The 18,958-nt window shown below is 56.5% G+C and carries 18 protein-coding genes; 3 read left to right on the forward strand and 15 right to left on the reverse strand.

Features of this window, described 5'->3' with window-relative positions; genetic code table 11:
- The first annotated feature begins 35 nt into the window (after nucleotides 1-35).
- Nucleotides 36-1,073 carry a permease gene (locus tag H2Z33_RS11155; RefSeq protein ID WP_032669103.1) on the forward strand — a complete coding sequence of 346 codons (1,038 nt, stop codon included), beginning with the start codon at nucleotides 36-38 and terminating at the stop codon, nucleotides 1,071-1,073.
- A gap of 50 nt (nucleotides 1,074-1,123) precedes the next feature.
- Here H2Z33_RS11155 and dolP read toward each other — a convergent pair whose 3' ends face one another.
- From dolP to H2Z33_RS11175, 4 genes are read right to left on the reverse strand one after another with little or no spacing between them, the layout of a single operon-like run.
- Entirely contained in the window at nucleotides 1,124-1,699 is a 576-nt protein-coding gene (gene dolP, locus H2Z33_RS11160) for a division/outer membrane stress-associated lipid-binding lipoprotein (protein ID WP_006812102.1), read from the reverse strand.
- A gap of 9 nt (nucleotides 1,700-1,708) precedes the next feature.
- Complete coding sequence (diaA, locus tag H2Z33_RS11165) at nucleotides 1,709-2,299, reverse strand: DnaA initiator-associating protein DiaA (protein ID WP_003861754.1); 591 nt, start codon at nucleotides 2,297-2,299, stop codon at nucleotides 1,709-1,711.
- A 21-nt stretch (nucleotides 2,300-2,320) separates the two neighbouring features.
- Entirely contained in the window at nucleotides 2,321-2,716 is a 396-nt protein-coding gene (locus H2Z33_RS11170) for a YraN family protein (RefSeq protein WP_017382447.1), read from the reverse strand.
- Nucleotides 2,674-4,812 carry a penicillin-binding protein activator gene (locus H2Z33_RS11175; protein WP_063135406.1) on the reverse strand — a complete coding sequence of 713 codons (2,139 nt, stop codon included), beginning with the start codon at nucleotides 4,810-4,812 and terminating at the stop codon, nucleotides 2,674-2,676. Before H2Z33_RS11175 ends, H2Z33_RS11170 begins: the two co-directional genes overlap by 43 nt.
- A gap of 61 nt (nucleotides 4,813-4,873) precedes the next feature.
- Between H2Z33_RS11175 and rsmI the strand changes: the two genes are divergently transcribed.
- Nucleotides 4,874-5,737, forward strand: a complete 864-nt coding sequence (rsmI, locus tag H2Z33_RS11180; protein WP_045341652.1) for a 16S rRNA (cytidine(1402)-2'-O)-methyltransferase — start codon at nucleotides 4,874-4,876, stop codon at nucleotides 5,735-5,737.
- A 5-nt stretch (nucleotides 5,738-5,742) separates the two neighbouring features.
- Entirely contained in the window at nucleotides 5,743-6,723 is a 981-nt protein-coding gene (locus tag H2Z33_RS11185; RefSeq protein ID WP_017693927.1) for a Fic family protein, read from the forward strand.
- A 19-nt stretch (nucleotides 6,724-6,742) separates the two neighbouring features.
- Here the strand turns inward: H2Z33_RS11185 and H2Z33_RS11190 are convergent, their stop codons facing one another.
- The 11 genes from H2Z33_RS11190 to kbaZ form a co-directional block, all read right to left on the reverse strand.
- Nucleotides 6,743-8,632 (reverse strand): hypothetical protein, encoded by a 1,890-nt coding sequence (locus H2Z33_RS11190; protein WP_063135405.1) that lies wholly within the window; start codon nucleotides 8,630-8,632, stop codon nucleotides 6,743-6,745.
- Nucleotides 8,633-8,648: 16 nt separating this feature from the next.
- The gene (locus H2Z33_RS11195; protein ID WP_032672046.1) at nucleotides 8,649-9,821 is read right to left on the reverse strand and encodes a MalY/PatB family protein; all 1,173 of its coding nucleotides are present in this window, start codon (nucleotides 9,819-9,821) and stop codon (nucleotides 8,649-8,651) included.
- A 12-nt stretch (nucleotides 9,822-9,833) separates the two neighbouring features.
- Nucleotides 9,834-11,405 carry a maltose/glucose-specific PTS transporter subunit IIBC gene (malX, locus tag H2Z33_RS11200; protein ID WP_017382443.1) on the reverse strand — a complete coding sequence of 524 codons (1,572 nt, stop codon included), beginning with the start codon at nucleotides 11,403-11,405 and terminating at the stop codon, nucleotides 9,834-9,836.
- 117 nt (nucleotides 11,406-11,522) lie between these two features.
- On the reverse strand, nucleotides 11,523-12,395 hold the full coding sequence (gene kbaY, locus H2Z33_RS11205) for a tagatose-bisphosphate aldolase subunit KbaY (RefSeq protein WP_047741485.1): 873 nt from the start codon (nucleotides 12,393-12,395) through the stop codon (nucleotides 11,523-11,525).
- Between the two features lie 12 nt (nucleotides 12,396-12,407).
- On the reverse strand, nucleotides 12,408-13,553 hold the full coding sequence (locus H2Z33_RS11210; protein ID WP_032104421.1) for an SIS domain-containing protein: 1,146 nt from the start codon (nucleotides 13,551-13,553) through the stop codon (nucleotides 12,408-12,410).
- A 246-nt stretch (nucleotides 13,554-13,799) separates the two neighbouring features.
- A complete protein-coding gene (gene nagA / locus H2Z33_RS11215; RefSeq protein ID WP_045329210.1) occupies nucleotides 13,800-14,933 on the reverse strand; it encodes an N-acetylglucosamine-6-phosphate deacetylase in 1,134 nt (377 codons plus the stop codon).
- Complete coding sequence (gene agaF, locus H2Z33_RS11220; RefSeq protein ID WP_047636379.1) at nucleotides 14,930-15,364, reverse strand: PTS galactosamine/N-acetylgalactosamine transporter subunit IIA; 435 nt, start codon at nucleotides 15,362-15,364, stop codon at nucleotides 14,930-14,932. Before agaF ends, nagA begins: the two co-directional genes overlap by 4 nt.
- Nucleotides 15,365-15,381: 17 nt before the next feature.
- Nucleotides 15,382-16,260 carry a PTS N-acetylgalactosamine transporter subunit IID gene (gene agaE, locus H2Z33_RS11225; RefSeq protein WP_017693933.1) on the reverse strand — a complete coding sequence of 293 codons (879 nt, stop codon included), beginning with the start codon at nucleotides 16,258-16,260 and terminating at the stop codon, nucleotides 15,382-15,384.
- On the reverse strand, nucleotides 16,250-17,029 hold the full coding sequence (agaW, locus tag H2Z33_RS11230; protein ID WP_003861730.1) for a PTS N-acetylgalactosamine transporter subunit IIC: 780 nt from the start codon (nucleotides 17,027-17,029) through the stop codon (nucleotides 16,250-16,252). The genes agaE and agaW overlap by 11 nt, the downstream gene beginning before the upstream one ends.
- Before the next feature lie 10 nt (nucleotides 17,030-17,039).
- Complete coding sequence (agaV, locus tag H2Z33_RS11235) at nucleotides 17,040-17,513, reverse strand: PTS N-acetylgalactosamine transporter subunit IIB (RefSeq protein ID WP_003861728.1); 474 nt, start codon at nucleotides 17,511-17,513, stop codon at nucleotides 17,040-17,042.
- Between the two features lie 19 nt (nucleotides 17,514-17,532).
- A complete protein-coding gene (gene kbaZ, locus H2Z33_RS11240; protein ID WP_032649636.1) occupies nucleotides 17,533-18,840 on the reverse strand; it encodes a tagatose-bisphosphate aldolase subunit KbaZ in 1,308 nt (435 codons plus the stop codon).
- Between the last annotated feature and the right edge of the window lie 118 nt (nucleotides 18,841-18,958).

Below are 18,958 nucleotides of genomic sequence, written 5' to 3' on the forward strand. Positions count from 1 at the left end.
CCCGGCTTATTAAATAACACCTTCCGGGGAATGGTATGACTGGTCAGTCTTCATCTCAGGCGGCAACACCTGTTCAGTGGTGGAAGCCCGCACTCTTCTTTCTCGTGGTCATCATTGGCCTCTGGTATGTGAAATGGCTGCCGTACTACGGTAAAGCCTTCACCGCCGCCGACACCCACAGCATCGGTAAATCGATTCTCGCGCAAGCCGATTCCAGCCCGCTACGCGCGGCGTGGGATTACGCCATGGTCTATTTTCTTGCCGTCTGGAAAGCGGCGGTATTGGGCGTATTGCTGGGCTCGCTGATTCAGGTACTTATCCCGCGTAACTGGCTGGTGAAAACCCTGGGACAGCCGCGCTTGCAGGGCACGCTGCTGGGGACGATTTTCTCCCTGCCGGGCATGATGTGCTCCTGCTGCGCCGCACCGGTGGCGGCGGGTATGCGCCGACAGCGCGTGTCGATGGGCGGCGCGCTTGCCTTCTGGATGGGTAACCCCCTGCTGAACCCGGCAACGCTGGTGTTTATGGGCTTCGTTCTCGGCTGGCATTTCGCGTTTATCCGTCTGGCGGCTGGCCTGCTGACGGTGGTGCTTGTCGCTACGCTGGTGCAGCACCTGGTGAAAGACAACGAGGCCGGGCCTGCCTCCGTTGAGCTGGACGTCAGCGAGCCGCAGGGCAGTTTCTTTGCTCGCTGGGGCAAAGCGCTGTGGCAGCTTTTCTGGAGCACCATTCCGGTCTATATCCTGGCCGTACTGGTGCTGGGGGCGGCGCGCGTCTGGCTGTTCCCGCATGCGGATGGCGCTATCGACAACACGCTGATGTGGGTGATTGCGATGGCGGTGGCCGGGTGCCTGTTCGTGATCCCAACCGCGGCGGAGATCCCGATTATTCAGACCATGATGATGGCTGGTATGGGGACCGCACCGGCGCTGGCGCTGCTCATCACGCTGCCGGCGGTGAGCCTGCCGTCGCTTATCATGCTGCGTAAGTCATTCCCGGCGAAAGCGCTGTGGCTGACTGCGGGGCTGGTGGCGTTGAGCGGAGTGATTGTGGGGAGTATGGCGCTTGTGTGAAAAAAAGCCCGGTGGCGCTAGCGCTTACCGGGCCTGTAGTCAGGTGGTAATTACTTAATGTAAGTAAAGGCGGTGGTGACGTGTTTCACGCCGCTCACCCGGCTGGCGATATCCGCCGCCGCTTTCCCTTCACGTTCCGTCACCAGACCCAGCAGGAACACTTCGCCGTTCTCCGTGGTCACTTTCACGTTTGAGGATTTCACCTGGTCGGTACCCAGCAGCTGGGAACGCACTTTGGTGGTGATCCAGGTATCAGATGACGCGGTGCCGAGACCAATCGGCTGGCCCTGGCGGATCTCGTTAAACACTTCCGCCGTACCTTCCACACCCATCGCAATCTGTTTGGCGCGCGAGGCGAGTTCAGGATTTGGCGCCTGGCCTGCCAGCAGCACTTTGCCCTGATAAGCCGTCACGTTGATGCGTGCTTCCTTCTTGATCTGCTCGTCTTTCGACAGCGCACTGTTTACGCGCAGCTCAAGCGTACCGTCATCCACCTGCGTCCCAACGGTGCGCGGATCGGTCGCTGCTTTGGTGCCGACCGCTGCGGTGCCGACTACAGCGGCAGCGATGCATCCCTGAAGCAGTAATGCAGACATCACGACTGCAAGGGCCGATAAAACCTTCATGAGAACTCCTTAATCATCCTGGTGAGGGAAAAGCGTGTTATCGATCAGATCGCATAAGCAGTTCACCGTGAGCATATGCATCTCCTGGATGCGGGCGCTACGGTGCGAAGGAATGCGGATCTCCACATCCTGCGGCCCCAGCAGGCCAGCCAGCTCTCCGCCGTCGTAACCGGTCAGGGCGACAATCGTCATATCCCGGGTCACGGCCGCTTCAACCGCTTTAACGATATCCCGGCTGTTACCGCGCGTGGAGATCGCCAGCAGCACGTCTCCGGCATGGCCTAAGGCGCGCACCTGCTTGGCGTAGATTTCGTCATGCAGACGATCGTTGGCAATCGCAGTTAAGACCACGTTATCGGTGTTTAGTGCAATGGCAGGTAAACTCGGGCGCTCGGTTTCGAAGCGATTGATCATGCTGGCAGCAAAATGCTGTGCGTTGGCGGCGGACGTGCCATTGCCACAACAGAGGATTTTGTTGCCGTTGAGCAGCGACTGAACCAGCGTCATCGCTGCACGCGAGATCGCGTCCGGGAGGGCTTCCGCCGCGGCAATCTGCGTTTGAATGCTTTCTGTGAAGCACACTTTAATTCGTTCGAGCACGGTATCCCTTTAAAATCTTATTTATGCGTCTTCGCCAAACGCGTTTTTAAGCCAGTCGATCGCATTTCCGGTGAAGGCTACCACATCGAAACGGCAATCCACAGTATCAAAACTCCCATTATGGCGGGCAAGCCACAAGTGGGCAGTCTGTAATAATTTTTGTTGTTTGGCGAGCGTCACGCTGGCGGCAGCACCGCCAAAACGGGACGACTGTCGGAAGCGAACTTCAACAAACACGATGGTCTGACCGTCTTTCATGATCAGGTCAATCTCGCCGCCGCGCCCGCGAACGTTGGCGGCGACAAAGCGCAGTCCTTTGCCTTCAAGCCAGCGACGCGCCTTTAACTCCCACGCGTCGCCGGTCTGTTTACGGCTTAACTGGCCGGGACAATCTGCCCCTGCTGGTATTTGAGCCATGATAACTTCCTGTTAATCACACAATCCTGATCGGCGGTCAGATCGCCGGTATTCCCGTTAAGCTCGAAGCCCGGTACCTGACGCATCTGGGTGAAGTGGTTTGCCAGCGCCCAGGCATCGACGCCCATCGCGTACAGACGCGCCAGGGAATAGTCATTGCGCACCGCGCCCAGCGCCTGCTGCATCAACTGCGGGTTGCTGCCTGCCAGCATGGGGATCTCGCTGTATTGCAGTCCTTCCATTTCCAGACGGAAATCCGGGCCTGCGGTACCCTGTGCGCTGCGTGAGCTGGCGTAGAGCGTTGCACCGCTCTGGCTGCCGTTACGCATGGCGATCATCGGTTTGATAAAGGCGATCTCTTCCGGCGTAGCGACGATGTACGCCGAATCCACTTTACCGCCGCCGCTGATTTGCGCGTCGGTAGGTGGCGCCGGGATCGTCAGACCGCCGATGGTGACGCTCTGCTGCTGCGGCAGGCTGGCGGATACCGGGCTACCGTTGAGGGCAATACCTGCCCCGCCGTTCACGCCCGCTCTCAGTTCGGAAGCTGAGCCAAATTTCTGCTGCAACACCACGCCACCGCCAAGGGTCTGCCACTCTTGCGCAAACGCGTTGGCAACGCGATCGCCCAGCGTGCTGCGTGGGATCAGCAGCAGCGGCGCCTGCTTGCCCTGCTCGTGAATATGGCGGGCCGCATCGCGGGCTTCATCCTCCGGAGAGAGGGCGAAGTAACAGATATTGGCGCGGTTCTGAACCTGCTCAGGCTGGTTAAGCGCCAGCACGTTCAGCGTGGTGTTGCTCTTCATCAGCGCTTCCACGTTGTTTTTCAACAGCGGGCCGACAACGATGCTGGCCCCGTCCTGCTGAACCTGCGCCAGCACCTGGTCAAGCGGCTGGGCGCTGGTGTCGTAGATTTTCAACTCTGCACCAGGATTAGCGCTGGTGGTGGCCACAGCCTGCGGCTGGGTTGCTGGCTGCTGTTCCGGCTGCGCGGTTTGCGGCTGAGGTTGTTCTGCCGTCGCGGGCACCGGTGCTTCAGCCGGGGCCTGTGTTGCCGCAGGCGCTGGGGTAGCAGGCTGCGTCGTTGGGGCGGTAACCGGATTCTGCATGGTGCCCTGCGCAGGGGTTTGCGCGGTGGTCAGGTCGCTGGTTTCGGCGGCGGACGGGCTGACAACGTCATTCACATTCGCCGCCTGTGCAGCCTGCGCCGGAACCGCGCTGCCGCTGACGGCGGTGGTGCCGTTTTTCGCGGCTTCAAAACCTTGCTGAATGGCGCGACCAAACACCGCAGCCTGACCGTTTAACGGCAGCAGCAGGGCAATTTTGCTGGTGGAGGCGGGCTTAAAGTTTTGCACGTTCACCAGCTGCGTTGGCAGCATTTTCGCTCCCGGGTTTTGCGGGTAACGCTTTTGCCAGTCGGTAATGCCGGCTTTCAGCATGTTCGGATCGCTGCGGTTGTTGAACCACATCTGTTGCAGATCCAGCCAGCCTTGCAGGACATTTTCATCGGCGTTGATTACCAGCGCCTTGGCCTGATCCTGGGTCATGGAGGCGAGCGCCTGCCAGGTTGCGTCAATATTTTTTTGCTTGTCCGCACCCGCGAGCAGAGGCTCCTGGGCAATCAGCGCGCGGAGTAGCGTCAGGGAAGGACGACCCTGCTCAGCGGTGATACCGGCCTGCCAGAAACGGGCCTGCTGGTTTTTATCCAGCGTGCTGAGATCGATGGTGCCGAGGATCTTCTTCGCGCCGTCGTAATCTTTTTGCGCGACCTTCAGTTCTGCCGACAGCAGCGTCTGCTCATGGCGCTGAGTGTCGTTAAGATCCTGCGGCAGCTGGCTGAACAGCTCGGCGGCCTGCTGGGTTTTCCCTTCTTTCAGCAGTGCACGAATGGCGAGTAATTGCCAGTTGATCCTGGTATCATTTGTACTCTGCGACATTTGTTGCAGATAAAAGCCAGAATCAGCCTGAGCGGATCCCTGCATATGAGCAGTGCTCTGGTCAGGTGCCTGGGTGCCGCAGCCGGTAAAGATCAGGGCTGCCAGCAGGAGGGGCACGCTGTGCGCGGCTTTTTTTCGAAGAAACGTTAACGGTACCATACTGTATCCAGTGATTTTTTTACGCAATGCTCAATATTAAATCGGCAATACGGACGAAACAATGAAACAACACGAAACGGCAGATAATTCTCAAGGCCAGCTTTATATTGTACCTACTCCTATCGGGAATTTGTCTGATATTACCCAACGTGCGCTCACCGTATTGCAAGCTGTTGATTTAATTGCGGCTGAAGACACCCGTCATACCGGTTTACTGCTACAACACTTTGCCATCAACGCCCGTTTGTTTGCCCTGCACGATCACAATGAGCAACAAAAAGCCGAAACGCTTGTGGCGAAGCTTAAGGAAGGGCAGAACATTGCGTTGGTGTCCGACGCGGGAACGCCGCTGATCAACGATCCGGGTTACCATCTGGTGCGCACCTGCCGTGAAGCCGGGATCCGCGTGGTCCCACTGCCGGGACCGTGTGCTGCTATTGCCGCATTAAGCGCGGCGGGCCTGCCGTCCGATCGTTTCTGCTACGAAGGTTTCCTGCCAGCTAAATCCAAAGGTCGCCGCGATGTATTAAAGGATCTGGAAGCCGAACCGCGTACGTTGATCTTCTACGAATCCACTCACCGTCTGCTGGAAAGCCTGGAGGATATGGTGACCGTCTGGGGCGAAGGGCGCTACGTGGTGCTGGCGCGCGAGCTGACCAAAACGTGGGAAACCATTCACGGTGCGCCGGTCGGCGAACTGCTGGCGTGGGTGAAAGAGGATGAAAACCGCCGCAAGGGCGAAATGGTGCTGATTGTTGAAGGTCACAAAGCGCAGGAAGACGCTCTGCCTGCCGATGCGCTGCGTACGCTGGTCCTGCTACAGGCTGAACTCCCCCTGAAAAAAGCGGCGGCGCTGGCGGCGGAGATCCACGGCGTGAAGAAAAATGCGCTGTATAAATATGCGCTGGAGCAGCAGGGGGAGTAAGCCAAATGAGCCGCTATCAGCCTCCCTTCACCATCACACCCTTTATCCTCAATCAGGTGGTTGAGATTGGTGAACTATTGGGGCATTGGGCGGCACATTCAGGCAGAACTTCGCCACTCCTGCGTAAAGAGAACCGTATTCGAACCATTCAGGCATCGCTAGCCATTGAGCACAACTCGCTGACGACAGGGCAGGTGACGGCAATCATGGATGGCAAACGCGTGCTTGCACCTGAAAAAGATATTCAGGAAGTACGCAATGCTATCCTGGCATATGAGAAACTGCCCGAATGGAAGCCCTGGAAGCTCAACGACTTACTCAGTGCACACCGATTATTAATGATGGGTCTGGTCGATCATCCCGGAAAGCTCAGAAATGGGGACGTAGGGGTGTACCGTGGAAACCAGTTAGTCCACATGGCTCCGCCAGCCTCACAGATGAACCGCCTTATCGACGATCTTCTTTCCTGGCTTAAGCAAACCGATCTTCACCCGCTGATTGCCAGTTCGGTATTTCACTACGAGTTTGAATTTATTCATCCCTTTTCGGATGGAAATGGCCGCATGGGGCGGCTGTGGCAAACGTTGATCTTAAGCCAGTGGCGTGCAGAACTTGCATGGCTGCCCGTTGAAACACTCATTCACTTCCAGCAAGCGCGCTATTATCAGATTTTAGGACAATGCGATCGGGCCAGTGACTGCACGGCATTCGTGGCGTTTATGTTGCAAAATTTGGCCGAAGCTTTGCGGGAAGGCATCGATATGACATCCGCCATGTCGGAAAAAATGTCGGAAGAATTGTCGGAAAAGGAACACACTATCCTTGAATTGCTTACCGTTCAACCGCAAATGACTGCGGTGATGTTGGCCTCTGTATTGGGCGTGACTTCCCGCACTGCGGAACGTTATCTCCGTTCTTTGCAAACAAAAGGTAAATTAAAACGCCTTGGGGCAAGGAAAGGGGGAAGCTGGCAGGTCATGGCTTAACCTGCCAGCTGAACACTTTTTATTTCCACGGCATCGCCTCAAACACCAGCGTTTCCAGCGGTTGCAGCGTAATCACCACAGCGTTTTTATACTCCTCTGGTACGGTCGAATTACTGCCGTACACGGCTTTCAGGGTAAACTGCGAACGCTCTCCTGCCGGGACTTCAAAATCTTTGGTTAAATCCAGGTAGTAACGTTGCGGCTTATCCGATGGGTTGCGTAAGCCAAAAATCGCTTTGTCTTTACTCCATGAGGCCCAGCCGTAAACCTCAAGCGAAGTTGGGTCACCGCCAATCCAGTGAGTATCCACCAGCACGCTGGCATTCTCACGCGACCATTTCGCCGCCTGCGCCAGGGTATCCCACTTCGCCTTATTCAGCATGGACGGCGTAATGTACAGCTCCTGAAGCTGAGTTCCGGTTGCGAAGTAGCTCCAGACCTGATCGGCAAAATCGCTGTCTGTTTGCACTTTCTCGAGTCCATAGTAAGCGTTCTCTGCGCTGACGATCCCGTGGTACATCAGTGAGTTCAGCGGGAACAGCGGACCTTTACGCACGATGGATCGCCAGGTTTCGGCATCGCGGTAGGTCATCCACTGCTGCACTGGCGTGCCGGGGCCGTACAGGTTGATATCATCGCCCTGACGCCAGATTGAATCAGCATAGAACAGCCAGGACGGGCTGGCGTCGGTGCCGGTGGTCAGGTTGATAAACAGGTTCGGGTTTGCGCTGCGCATGTTGTGCAGCAGGGCAATGGACGCGTCAAAATCCGATGCAAATGGGCTGCCCTTGATATGCGAATTGGCATTACCCATTCCGTCGAGCTTGAACGAGGTAATGTGCTCGTTTTTGATCAGCTTGATGATCTGATCGTTAAAGTTTTTAAAGTAGTTCGGCCCCGACAGCGCCAGCTTGCCGTCTACGGTTTCGAAACCATACTCTTTTGCATGCGAGACGCGAATATCGCGCGGCTTGTTGTAACCGCCCCACGGTGAAAGCCACAGCCCAACCGAGCTATGCAGGCTGTCGGCTTTTTCCCTGACTTTGCCAAAACCGTTGCTGAATGCCGGGCCAAACAGCCAGCGTCCGGTGCGATCGTCCCAGCCATCGTCCAGCAGGAACGCGTCCAGCGCCACCCCGCGTCCGGCAATAAATTCTTTATTCCATTCGTCCATCCGCCCAATGACATCCTGCTCGGAGTAAGGGGTAAAGAAGCCGATGTCCATCCAGCTGTTGTAGTGCAGGTAAGGCTTATAAGGCCGTGGACGCACGGCATCGATAAACTGGTTTACGCTGCGGCGCAGCTGATTAGTTTCCGGGAAAGTGCCGAACCAGGTGGTAAAACTAACCGGTGTCTCAGGCAGAATTGGCGTTTTCAGCTCCACGTTGAGGTTCGTGGTGGCTTCATAAGCGTAAGTATTCACAATCGGTTTGTCTGGCAGGATGAAGAACGAGTCGGCCACGATTGGCGAGCTGTTAATCGCCCCGTCAACGTAAGGTGCCTGAGACTGCTTCTTCGTCGGGAAGAAGGTAATTTTCGCTACGTCCCGGGGCTGCCCGACGGCGGCGATGGTGTAGCCGATGCTGGCGTATTTTCCCTTCACCAGGTTCAGTTTCACCGTTACGTTAAAATCCGGATGCGTAAAGTCGATGACTATCGCATTGTCCTGCTTTTCGACGTACTTGATTTTGAAATCAGCGGTGTGGATTTTTGTTTCATCCGGTAGCGTCAGAAAGAACAACTCCTGGGGCGTGAGCGGATGGTTAGCTTTGCTGTCCGTTACCACTACCGTTGCGTTTGCATCATCAAACAAAAGGGCAATATTGTCGTTACTGAGCGCGTAGTTTGCTGCCGCCGCACCATGAGAAACACAGAGAGTCAGCAGCGAGAGAGTGAGCATTTTTTTCATCGGGGTAAGATCCTTATCAGTAATGCTTCAGCATTCGGTTGATGGACTGTTCCAGCCAGTAGCGCTGGGTGCCGAAGTTAATACGCAGGTAGTTTTCGCCGTTTTGTACGTAGTGGCTGCCATCTTCAATGACCACGCCAGCCTGTTTTGCGAAATGTTGAGTTAGCGCCGTCGCACTGCGATCGTCCGCACTGACGTCTATCCAGGCGAGATACGACGACTCCGGGTTCATCATCTTCCATGCAGGGAAATGGGTCTGGATGGCATCCGCAAGGTAGCGGGCATTGCCGCGCAGATAACCATTCAGCGCGTCGAGCCATGGCAGACCTTGCTGATAAGCCAGAATAATTCCCCACACGCCGAAGATATTGGGCGAGGTAATGGAGTTCTTCTCCAGCTGCTGGCGGAAACGCTGGCGCAGCGAATCGTCTGGAATCATTGAGTAGGATGTTTTTAGCCCGCCAAGGTTGAAGGCTTTATTGGGGGAGGTCAGCACAATCAGGTTGTCCTGGGCGGCACAGCCTGAAGTCAGACAACTGACGAATGTACCGTCCAGAATGTGCTCGGCGTGAACCTCATCAACCACCAGAATCGTGCCGTAGCGCTTACAGAGATCGGACACCTGACGTATCTCATCCGCGCGCCAGATTCGGCCCGAAGGGTTATGCGGCGAGCAGAAGAACCACAGTTTTGGACGGTGAGTTTTGAGCTGAACTTCAATCAGATTAAAATCCAGCTGATAGCGGTTTTCCTTCACGCTCAGCGGATTTGCAAGCACCCGCACGCCCTGTCGCTGTGTCGCCATCGCAAACGGGTCATACACTGGGGTATTCATCATCACGCAGTCCCCGGGTTTGCAGAACGCCTGAACCGTATAGTGCAGCGTGGAAACGGTGCCGTAGGTCAGGGTGATCCATGACTTATGCACCTCAACCTGATGACGGGTGCGCTGGAAGGCGATGACCGCATCGTAGAATTCGTCGAAGCACCAGGTGTAACCGAAGGTGCCATGCTCCACGATGCGCTGGAAGCCTTCAATCACGGCGGGTGGCGAGGTGAAATCCATATCTGCTATCCACAGCGGGATAAATCCCTCCGGGACATCACCGAAACGCGAGCACACAAACGCATGATCCCATTTACGGCATTTATCGCTTTTACGCTCAATGATTCTGTCGAAATCAAACACAACGTCCCCCTGTTAAATTAAGGCTTCAATGCCGGATTTGACGCTCTGCACCTGCGGGCCGATGATCACCTGAACGCTGTGGGCATCAAGCACCACTACTGACAAGGCGCCCGCGGCCTTCAGCGCCTGCTGGTCGATAAGCCCCATATCTTTTACCACCAGACGTAAGCGGGTGATGCAGTTGTCGAGCGACTCAATATTCTCTTTACCGCCAAGCGCGCGAAGAATAAGCCCATGATCGTATTTCGATTTTCCACGTGCCCGGGTATTGGCTTCCACCGCCTGGAGCGCACCCTGCGCGTCAACCTCACGGCCCGGCGTTTTAATATCGTGCCTGAGGATGTACCAGCGGAAGACGAAGAAGTAGATAGCAAACCAGGCAATACCCACCGGGAACAGCAGATACCATTTGGTCGACATCCCCTGCATGACGCCGAAGATCAGCAGATCCAGAATGCCGCCGTCGGTGTTGCCGATGGTGACGCCGAGCAGCGCCATCACCATCAGCGCCAGGCCAGACATAACGATATGAAACGCGTAAAGCACAGGGGCAATAAACAGGAACAGGAACTCAATCGGCTCTGAAATACCCGTGACAACTGAAACCAGCACGCCTGAAAGCAGCAGCCCTTTAATCACCGGACGGTTTTCCGGGCGCGCGGTGCGGTAGATAGCGTAAGCCACGGCAGGCAGGCCGAAGATAAAGGTCGGCATAAACCCTTGCGATAAAAATGCCGTAACGTGCGGGCTAAACGGCAGGCCAGCTTTCAGCTCGGCGTAGAAAATGTTCAGCGCACCGGCCACTTCCTGGCCGTTAACCATCTCAATGCCACCCGCCGGGGTGAAGCGCACCATCGCCAGCAGGATGTGGTGCAGGCCAAAAGGTTTGAGCAGCAGTACGCCCACGCCATACAGGAACGGCCCAAAGACGCTGGTGCTCTGGATGATATGACCAATCCCGGCAATGCCCATTGCCACATATTCCCACAGCAGGGGGATAAACAAGCCGACCAGCGACAGGGTGAGGGCGGTAATGATGGGCACAAAACGAATGCCGCTAAAGAAGGCAAACGCGTCGTGCAGCACCGTGTCCTGGAAGCGTTCGTGCAGGAAGTAGGTGATCACCCCTACCACAATGCCGCCGAGCACGCCCATCTCCAGCGTTTGAATGCCAAGCACAATGGATTGTCCCACCTGTCTCATGGTGGCGGCATCCGCAAGCTGGTGGGTGGCGGTCAGGTAGTAGTTGATGCTCATGTTCATCAGCATGTAGCCAACGAATCCGGCAAAAGCGCCAACCGCTTTATTACGTCTGGCAAGGCCCATCGGGATCGCCATGGCAAACATCAGCGGCAGATAGGTAAAAGCAAAGCCGCCGACCATGGCGATAAAACCAAAGGTGAGCTGCGTTAACTCGCCGCCCAGAAAGGGAAAACTTTTGATGGTGGAAGGGCTGGTGACAGAACTACCGATACCTAACAACAACCCCATAAAGGCCAACAGTGAGACCGGGAACATAAACGTCTTTCCCAGGCTCTGGAAAAACTCCCACGCTTTCGATTTAAACGACTTTTCCTGTGTCATGTAGGGACTCCTCGGTTTTTTAGGATAATGGAAGGCGCTGTCCGGCTTAAGGACGCGCCTTCATATTTGCGAGGCTTATAGTTATTTTTTTAGGTACTAACGTTATGCGCGATGGGTTCAGGCTTCAGTCGCAAGCAGCAGCCGGTTCGCCGAGCCGCAAACGGTGATTTTGCTTCTGACCACCTCTTTCATGGCATCCATGCCGACGCGCATGTAGAAGCGCGGATCGTTGCCCTGTGGGTTCTCGGCAAACCAGGCTTTGACTGCGTCAGAAAAGGCGATTTTCAGCTCTGTTGCGACGTTAACTTTGCAGACGCCCAGCTCAATGGTGCGGCGCACATCCTCATCCGGCACATCACTCGCACCGTGCAGCACCAGCGGCACTGTCACTACCTCGCGGATCTCGGCCAGCCGCTGGAAGTCGATTTTTGGGCGTTTGGTATAAAGACCGTGCGCGGTACCGATGGCAACGGCGAGGCTGTCCACGCCTGTCATTTCGACAAAGCGTTTTGCTTCCTGCGGGTCGGTCAGGAACGCGCTTTCGGCGTCGACGCTCATGTCATCTTCCACTCCGCCCAGTCGGCCCAGTTCGGCCTCGACGCTACAGTCGTTGAGGTGGCAGAAATCGACGACCGATTTCACCAGCTTGACGTTTTGTTCGAAGGGGTAATGGCTACCGTCGATCATTGCGCTACGTACGCCGGCATGGACTTTGCGGCGAATGTCGTCCAGCGATTCGTGGTGATCGAGGTGTAGCGCCAGCGGCATGTCATAAGTAAGGGAATATGCGCTGCACAAGGCGTAGATCTCTTCCAGCGCAATATGTTTAAACGTCCCCGGCGTACCCGCGAGGATCACCGGCGATCGCATTTCGCTACAGACTTCGAGGATCGCCTGGATCGTCTCGGCGTTATGGATGTTAAAGGCCGGAACGGCATAGCCCTTCGCCTGTGCGTCCTGCAAAAGATATTTGGTAGAAATAATACTCATGAGCCTGTCCTCTTAAGCCTGCCACGGATGAATAACGACGCCCTGGACCACACGGTTAACCGTACCGCTGGCGGATGGCGTATCCGGCGTATTGCCAACGTGCAGAGACTGGGTCAGTGCGAAGACCTGGGCGTACATCAGGAAGCAGAACGCCTGCTCCATATCGTTAAATGAACGGGAAGGCGGCAGCAGGATATGCGGGCCAGCTTCAATGACCGGATCCGTTTCGGCTGCAATGGCTACCACGCGCATGGCCTGACGATCGCGTCGCAGTTCGGCGAGCAGATCCAGATCGTACTGACGCGTATACGGATGGCTGGAGACAAACACGACGACCAGCGTTTCGTTGTCTACCAGCGACTTAGGCCCGTGACGGAAACCCGTTGGCGAATCGTAGAATGCCGCCAGCTTGCCGGCGGTCAGCTCCAGCACCTTCAGCGCAGACTCCCGTGCGGCGCCCTGTAATCCACCGCTGCCCAGATAAACAATGCGTTTCCACGGTTCGTTACCAAAGACGCCGGGACTGAAATCGCCAAGCGATGTGAGGATCGCCTGACAGCGATCGGACACGTCGCGGAACGTTTTGCTGTTGATCGTTTCCGGTGCGAATACCGCCAGGCAGCTCGCCATCATGGTGGTGATGCTGCTTGTCATCGCGAACCCGCGATCGTGCGTTTCGGCTGGCATGAGCAGAGCGCAGGCGTTATCGCTGTCGACGGCATTCTGGTACAGGCTGCCTGCTTCATTACAGGTGATCGACAGGTGGTAGCACTCCGGTACAAACTGATTCGCCAGCTCAACGGCGGCGACGCTCTCCGGGCTATTGCCAGAACGGGCGAAAGAGACCAGCAGCAGCGGGTGCGAAGGGCTGAAATAATCCATCGGGTTGGTGACCAGATCGGTCGTAGGTATCGCGGTGATGTTTTTCCCCGTGTGGCTGGCAAGCCATGGCGCAATGATGTCGCCGATAAAAGCAGACGTACCCGCGCCGGTCAGAACGATCCGCAGATCGGGCTTGCGCAACAGTGGCGTCAGAAAACTGTCGATCGACGCGCGCAGATTATCAATATTGTTGAGCGAGCGAAGCCAGCTGGCTGGCTGCTGGCGGATCTCTTTTTCGGTCCAGGTGCCGGTGGTGGCGATAGTGGTTTGTGGCATAACTCAGTCCTTAGTCGTGTGAATTCCACATCAGACGCTGGCAAATGTGTCGCTATCTTTCGTTTCGTTTCACTTGTTCACTTTAGCAGTTAAATAAAATTTATAGAAAAGAAATCGAAAGTTCAATGGCGAAAAAGAAATAAAACGAAAAGTGTGATCGCGAAAGGAAAGGCGAAAATCAAGGAAAGGAAAAGAAAGGCCTTACGATCGTCTTCCGTAAGGCCAACAGGGCACACTGTGAAGGGGCTACAGGGAAAGAGCCTGACCCTGGATCCAGATCTGCCGGAGGTGTAAACCCGCATCCAGCGCAAGAACATTGGCGCGTTTGCCTGGCGCTAACGTTCCCAGCAGGTGATCCATACCGAGCAGACGAGCAGGATGCAGCGAGGCCATATGGATTGCGTTTTCTGGGGCGATCCCCGTATGCTCCACCATATTTCGCACGGCGGCATCCAGCGCGAGCGTGCTGCCCGCCAGCCCGCCCGAGGCCGTGCGGACAACGCCGCCCTGCATCTCGACATTTTCACCACACAACGTATAGCGCCCATCAGGCATACCCGCCGCCTGCATGGCATCGGTAATCAGCACCGTACGATCCTTCGCGCAGCAACAACATAGCCGCATGGCTCCAGGATGAACGTGATGCCCGTCGGCAATAAGCTCCAGCCACGCGCGTGGGTCCGTAAGCCCGGCGCCAACCATGCCGGGCTCCCGGTGGTGTAACCCTGTCATGCCGTTGTAGCAGTGCACCAGCCCGGCTGCGCCTGCATCAAATGCGGCCAGGGTTTGCGCGTATGTAGCGGCGCTGTGGCCCAGCATGACGCGTATCCCTTTTTGCTTGAGGTGATGGATCGCCTTCAGGGCATCCACTTTTTCCGGAGCAAGCGCCACTACCCGCAGCGTGTTCTGCGAAACCGCAATCAGCTCATCAAGTTCCGCGAGATCCAGTTCGCGAAACAGTTCTGGCGGGTGCGCCCCTTTGTTCTGCGGTGTAAAGTACGGGCCTTCCAGATAGCTGCCCAGGATCTGCGCGCCGGGGCCACCGGCATGACAGCGCCGGGCAATGCGCCGTAACGCGCCATGGATCGCCTCCAGCGGAGCGGTGACGGTGGTAGGCAGAAACGCCCCCACGCCTTCACGCGCTTTGTGCACGGCTAACCGGTCCAGCACGTCGGGCGCATCATCCATCACATCCACACCCGCGCCGCCGTGGACGTGGATATCAATGTATGCCGGGCAAAGCAGGTCTGCCTCGCGGGTATTAACCCCTGCCGGAATCGGCTCGATGGCGGTGATGACGCCTCTATCCATACGCAGCTGATGGTCATCCAGCCAGCCCTGCCCGGTAAGCAGACGACGCGCGCGCAGCAGCTGGCTCATATCCCTTCCTCGGCGGGCGCTTCCTCGCGACAGCGTGCAAGTTCATCCACCAGGCTGGTCAGGCCGCGATGGCCGCACTCCAGCGCCTGCAAACGAAAGGCTTCACTGCTTAATCCGTCGCGCTCCAGAACCATCTCCAGCAAAAGCTGGAGATTGGTGCCGGTGATCACTTCGCTGCCGGGGCGCTGCATCGCGAGGGTAGAGGCCACACGAAACGGCGTACCGCCGAGAAGATCGGTGAGAAACACGATATCGTGCTCTGCATCCAGTTCATTCACTGCCTGCTCAAGCTGCGCGGTCAGCCGCACAGTGGTGGAGCTTTCCGGAAAATCGATGGCGATAAACTGCGGCTGTTCGCCGAGGATTTGCTTCATCGCCTGTTCCAGCCCGCTGGCAAAACCGCCGTGACCCGTCAAAATAATGCCTAACATCGCAACCTCTTTGCTTATTACAGGAAGTGACAGAATTTACCGACAACGCCCAGCACCACGGTGATACCAATCAGGCGCAGCGGGCTCCAGCCACGGCGTACCAGCCAGAACATGGTCAGGGTGTAGACCAGCGGCAGAAAAGCGGGCATCAGTTTGTCGATCACATCGGTTTGCAGTTTGACGACCGCATCCCCGGCTTTAATCTCGAGTGTGGTATTCAGGCGCACATAGGTTGCCACCAGCGCACCAATCACTGTCATCCCGACAATGGACGCAGCATGACCAACCTTTTTGGTGTTGGCCTTGATCAGCGGGATCGCGGCGACACCCATTCGATAGGCATAGTGCGCCAGACCAAAACGCAGGCCGAGATGCACCACGTTAAACAGCACGATAAAGACCACCGCGCCAAGAATGGATCCCTGTAGCGCCAGGCTGGCGCCAATCCCCCCGCAGATGGGCAGCAGGGTCAGCCAGAACATGGCGTCACCAATGCCACCGAGCGGTGCGCCGACGGCAATTTTAGTGCTCTGGATGCTGTTCACATCCTGCTTGGAACGCTCCATTGCCAGAATAATGCCGATGACGAAGGTCACCAGGAACGGGTGGGTGTTGAAGAAGCCCATATGGCCTTTCATGGCGCGCGCCAGGTCCCGCTTATTGGTGTGGATCTTTTTCAGCGCGGGCAGTAGCCCATACAGCCAGCCGGAGGCCTGCATACGCTCGTAGTTAAACGAGGCCTGTAGCAGCATGGAACGCCAGGCGACACGGTTAATATCCTTTTTCGTTAGCTCAGCGCCAATACTCTGGTCTTCGTAGACGTTTTCATTCACGCCGGTCAGCAGTGTCTCTTCACTTTCAGACACGCCCGGCAGGGTGGTGTGATTAGATGCCATCTTCAAATTCCTCTTTCTGGGCCGCAGGCGCCGTGGGTTCAGGCGATTTGCGCAGCAGGTCGATCAGCGCCATCGCCAGCGCAGCCGCGGCAATCGCCAGCACCGGGAGTTTCAGCCAGGCCGCGGCGACAAAGCCGATAATGAAGTAAGGGATGTAAACGTTTTTCATCATGATCTTCAGCAGCACGGCGAAGCCGATCGCTGGCATGATGCCGCCCGCGACGCCGAGACCGTCGATCAGACGTTCCGGCAGCACGTCAATGGCGGTTTTCGCATGTTCAGCCCCGAAGTAGATGGGCAGAAACGCGCACAGGAAGTAGAAGACGCCGAGCGCCAGCAGTGCCAGATAGTTGACCCGTTCAATACCACGGGTGTCTGCGTTAGCCGCCATGCGATCGCAGCGGGACATCACGCCGGACATCACCGAGAAGAGGAAGGTGATCCCCATCTGAACCGCCACGGCAAACGGCACGGCGACCCCAACGGCGACATCCGGCTTCACGCCTGTAGTAATGGCAAATGTGGTGCCAACGATGGTGCCGATAATCACGTTTGGCGGCTGCGCGCCCGCCAGCGGCGCGAGTCCCATCCAGACCAGTTCTAACGTACCGCCGGTCAGAATTCCGGTGTGCAAATCGCCCAGAATCAGGCCAACCAGTGGCCCGAGCACCACTGGACGGTGCATGTGTGTTAAGCCGTTAAACATATCCAGGCCCGCTATAAAGGCGAGAAGCCCCAGCGCGAAAGCCTGCAACAGACTGATTTCCATTGTGAATCCCTCAGAGCAGTTTAAAGAGATCCAAAGCAGTCTCTGTTGGAACGCCCTGAACGAAGCATTCCACTCCGGCCGCCTTCAGGCCGTTAAACGCGGCGATATCGTTCGCGTCTACAGATACCGTTTTGGCAATTTGCTGTTTGCCACTGGCGTAATGCATATTTCCGACGTTAATACGGGTGATGGGCACGCCGCCCTCGACCAGCGTTAAAAAATCAGCCGGTGTTTTACAGACCAGCAGAATTTTCTGCCGGTCGGCGGCGCGATGAATGTTGTCGATCACTTTTTGCAGGGACCAGAAACGCACGGCGATGCCTTCCGCCAGCACCATCTCCATCAGGTTTTGCTGAACCGGATCGTCTGCAACCTCGTCATTTGCCACCAGCACCAGGTTCGCCCCCGCAAACCCCACCCACTGTACGCCCACCTGACCGTGGATCAGGCGTTCATCAATGCGGCATAAGACAATGTTTGGCATAGCGTTTTCCTCTTTTTAATTATGCGTGTTGAGTCGTTACGCCTTCGCAGGCGGCATGGTACTGCTGGAGTATGTCCTGAATGTGGTCGAGGATGAGTTCCCGTGGTGTGGACCTGAGAGCGCCATCGCGAACTTTGCTGTACTGCAACGGCAGATACTGGCTGATCAGCGGCAGCGGGATCGGTTCATCCGCCAGGTTGCGTACCAGCCGCTCAAAGGCGTCGTCAATCTGGCTGTCTGGCCAGTAATAGCGCACGCGATCGGAATAGCTGTAACCGCGCGCCAGGCGACGGGCATTGCCGTCGCCGTGATAGTGGCTTTGCCAGTATTCCGGGCGATCGAGCATCACGTTTTCCAGGACGTGACGCAGCCCTGAGCAGGCTTTTGCCGGCAGCAGCTCTTCTTCAATTGCTGCCAGTGAGAACAGCGCTTCGCGCAGCGCGAAGGTTAGCGCAGGGCCGACTTTCAGAATGGCGAAGTGATCTTTCACCAACTGGCGCAGCGCCTGCGGCGTCTGGTAATCGGTAGAGTGTGCTTCAAATACAAGCGTGTCGTAGGCTTCAACCATCTCGCTCAGCGCGACGGCTTTATGCGGTTGATAGTCACAAACCTGCGCATGGTCGAACTCAACGCCAGGCTGAACTACCAGGCCAATAATGCGCGGCCAGATGTCGCTTAACCCTTCCTTCTCGAATGCGTGGCGGTGTGCCTCAAGCGTGGCGCGTGCCGCCTCTGGCGTGGTGACCTCAAGCTCGGTCAGCGTCTCGTGTGCCCCACCGGGAACCGGAACTTCCGTGCCGATAACGTAGACCAGATCGGCTACGCCAAATTGCTCGAGACAGGTGGTTTCGGCAATTTTAGCCAGCCGAGCGGCACGCCCGGCAACGATTGCATCGGTTAACGGAACTGGGTCGTCTTCGCAGGACATGCTGCAATCGAGGTGAATTTTTTTAAATCCGGCCGCCACGTAGCTTCTGATCAGATCGTCGGCGTTCGCCATCGCCTGCGAAGCCGGCAGGTTTTGCCAGCGGTTTGGACCTAAATGATCGCCGCCAAGGATCAGCTGCGAGGTGGGGAAACCAAGAGATCCCGCCAGCTTGCAGACAAACCCATAAAAATCGGCGGGCGTCATACCGGTATAACCGCCAAACTGATCCACCTGGTTTGAGGTGGCTTCTATCAGCAGGGGCGTCTGTTGTGAATGGGCGTAACGTAGTGCAGCTTCAAGTACCAGTGGATGTGCGGAACAGACGGCATAAATCCCGTTTGTATTCCCCCGTTTATGTTGTTCCACCATTTCTGTCAGATGTTTCACTTTCCTCTCCATTTCGGATGGTGTTGGTATTCATCTTTCGTTTTGTTTCATTTGATACTGCATTATGGTGAGGTAAAAATAAAACGAAAGATAATAGTTTTCCGATCTGTTTCACAAAAGAAACATAATG

This window comes from Enterobacter sp. YSU (genome assembly GCF_016082135.1).
GTDB lineage: Bacteria > Pseudomonadota > Gammaproteobacteria > Enterobacterales > Enterobacteriaceae > Enterobacter > Enterobacter hormaechei_C.

Excerpts from the sequence above, each read along its gene's own strand:
- agaF (WP_047636379.1), bottom strand. The coding sequence starts at position 15,364 with ATGTTAGGCATTATTTTGACGGGTCACGGCGGTTTTGCCAGCGGGCTG.
- H2Z33_RS11155 (WP_032669103.1), top strand. The coding sequence starts at position 36 with ATGACTGGTCAGTCTTCATCTCAGGCGGCAACACCTGTTCAGTGGTGG.
- H2Z33_RS11210 (WP_032104421.1), bottom strand. The coding sequence starts at position 13,553 with ATGCCACAAACCACTATCGCCACCACCGGCACCTGGACCGAAAAAGAG.
- rsmI (WP_045341652.1), top strand. The coding sequence starts at position 4,874 with ATGAAACAACACGAAACGGCAGATAATTCTCAAGGCCAGCTTTATATT.
- H2Z33_RS11185 (WP_017693927.1), top strand. The coding sequence starts at position 5,743 with ATGAGCCGCTATCAGCCTCCCTTCACCATCACACCCTTTATCCTCAAT.
- kbaY (WP_047741485.1), bottom strand. The coding sequence starts at position 12,395 with ATGAGTATTATTTCTACCAAATATCTTTTGCAGGACGCACAGGCGAAG.
- dolP (WP_006812102.1), bottom strand. The coding sequence starts at position 1,699 with ATGAAGGTTTTATCGGCCCTTGCAGTCGTGATGTCTGCATTACTGCTT.
- H2Z33_RS11170 (WP_017382447.1), bottom strand. The coding sequence starts at position 2,716 with ATGGCTCAAATACCAGCAGGGGCAGATTGTCCCGGCCAGTTAAGCCGT.
- H2Z33_RS11175 (WP_063135406.1), bottom strand. The coding sequence starts at position 4,812 with ATGGTACCGTTAACGTTTCTTCGAAAAAAAGCCGCGCACAGCGTGCCC.
- malX (WP_017382443.1), bottom strand. The coding sequence starts at position 11,405 with ATGACACAGGAAAAGTCGTTTAAATCGAAAGCGTGGGAGTTTTTCCAG.
- agaV (WP_003861728.1), bottom strand. The coding sequence starts at position 17,513 with ATGCCAAACATTGTCTTATGCCGCATTGATGAACGCCTGATCCACGGT.
- kbaZ (WP_032649636.1), bottom strand. The coding sequence starts at position 18,840 with ATGGAGAGGAAAGTGAAACATCTGACAGAAATGGTGGAACAACATAAA.
- agaE (WP_017693933.1), bottom strand. The coding sequence starts at position 16,260 with ATGGCATCTAATCACACCACCCTGCCGGGCGTGTCTGAAAGTGAAGAG.
- H2Z33_RS11190 (WP_063135405.1), bottom strand. The coding sequence starts at position 8,632 with ATGAAAAAAATGCTCACTCTCTCGCTGCTGACTCTCTGTGTTTCTCAT.
- nagA (WP_045329210.1), bottom strand. The coding sequence starts at position 14,933 with ATGAGCCAGCTGCTGCGCGCGCGTCGTCTGCTTACCGGGCAGGGCTGG.
- agaW (WP_003861730.1), bottom strand. The coding sequence starts at position 17,029 with ATGGAAATCAGTCTGTTGCAGGCTTTCGCGCTGGGGCTTCTCGCCTTT.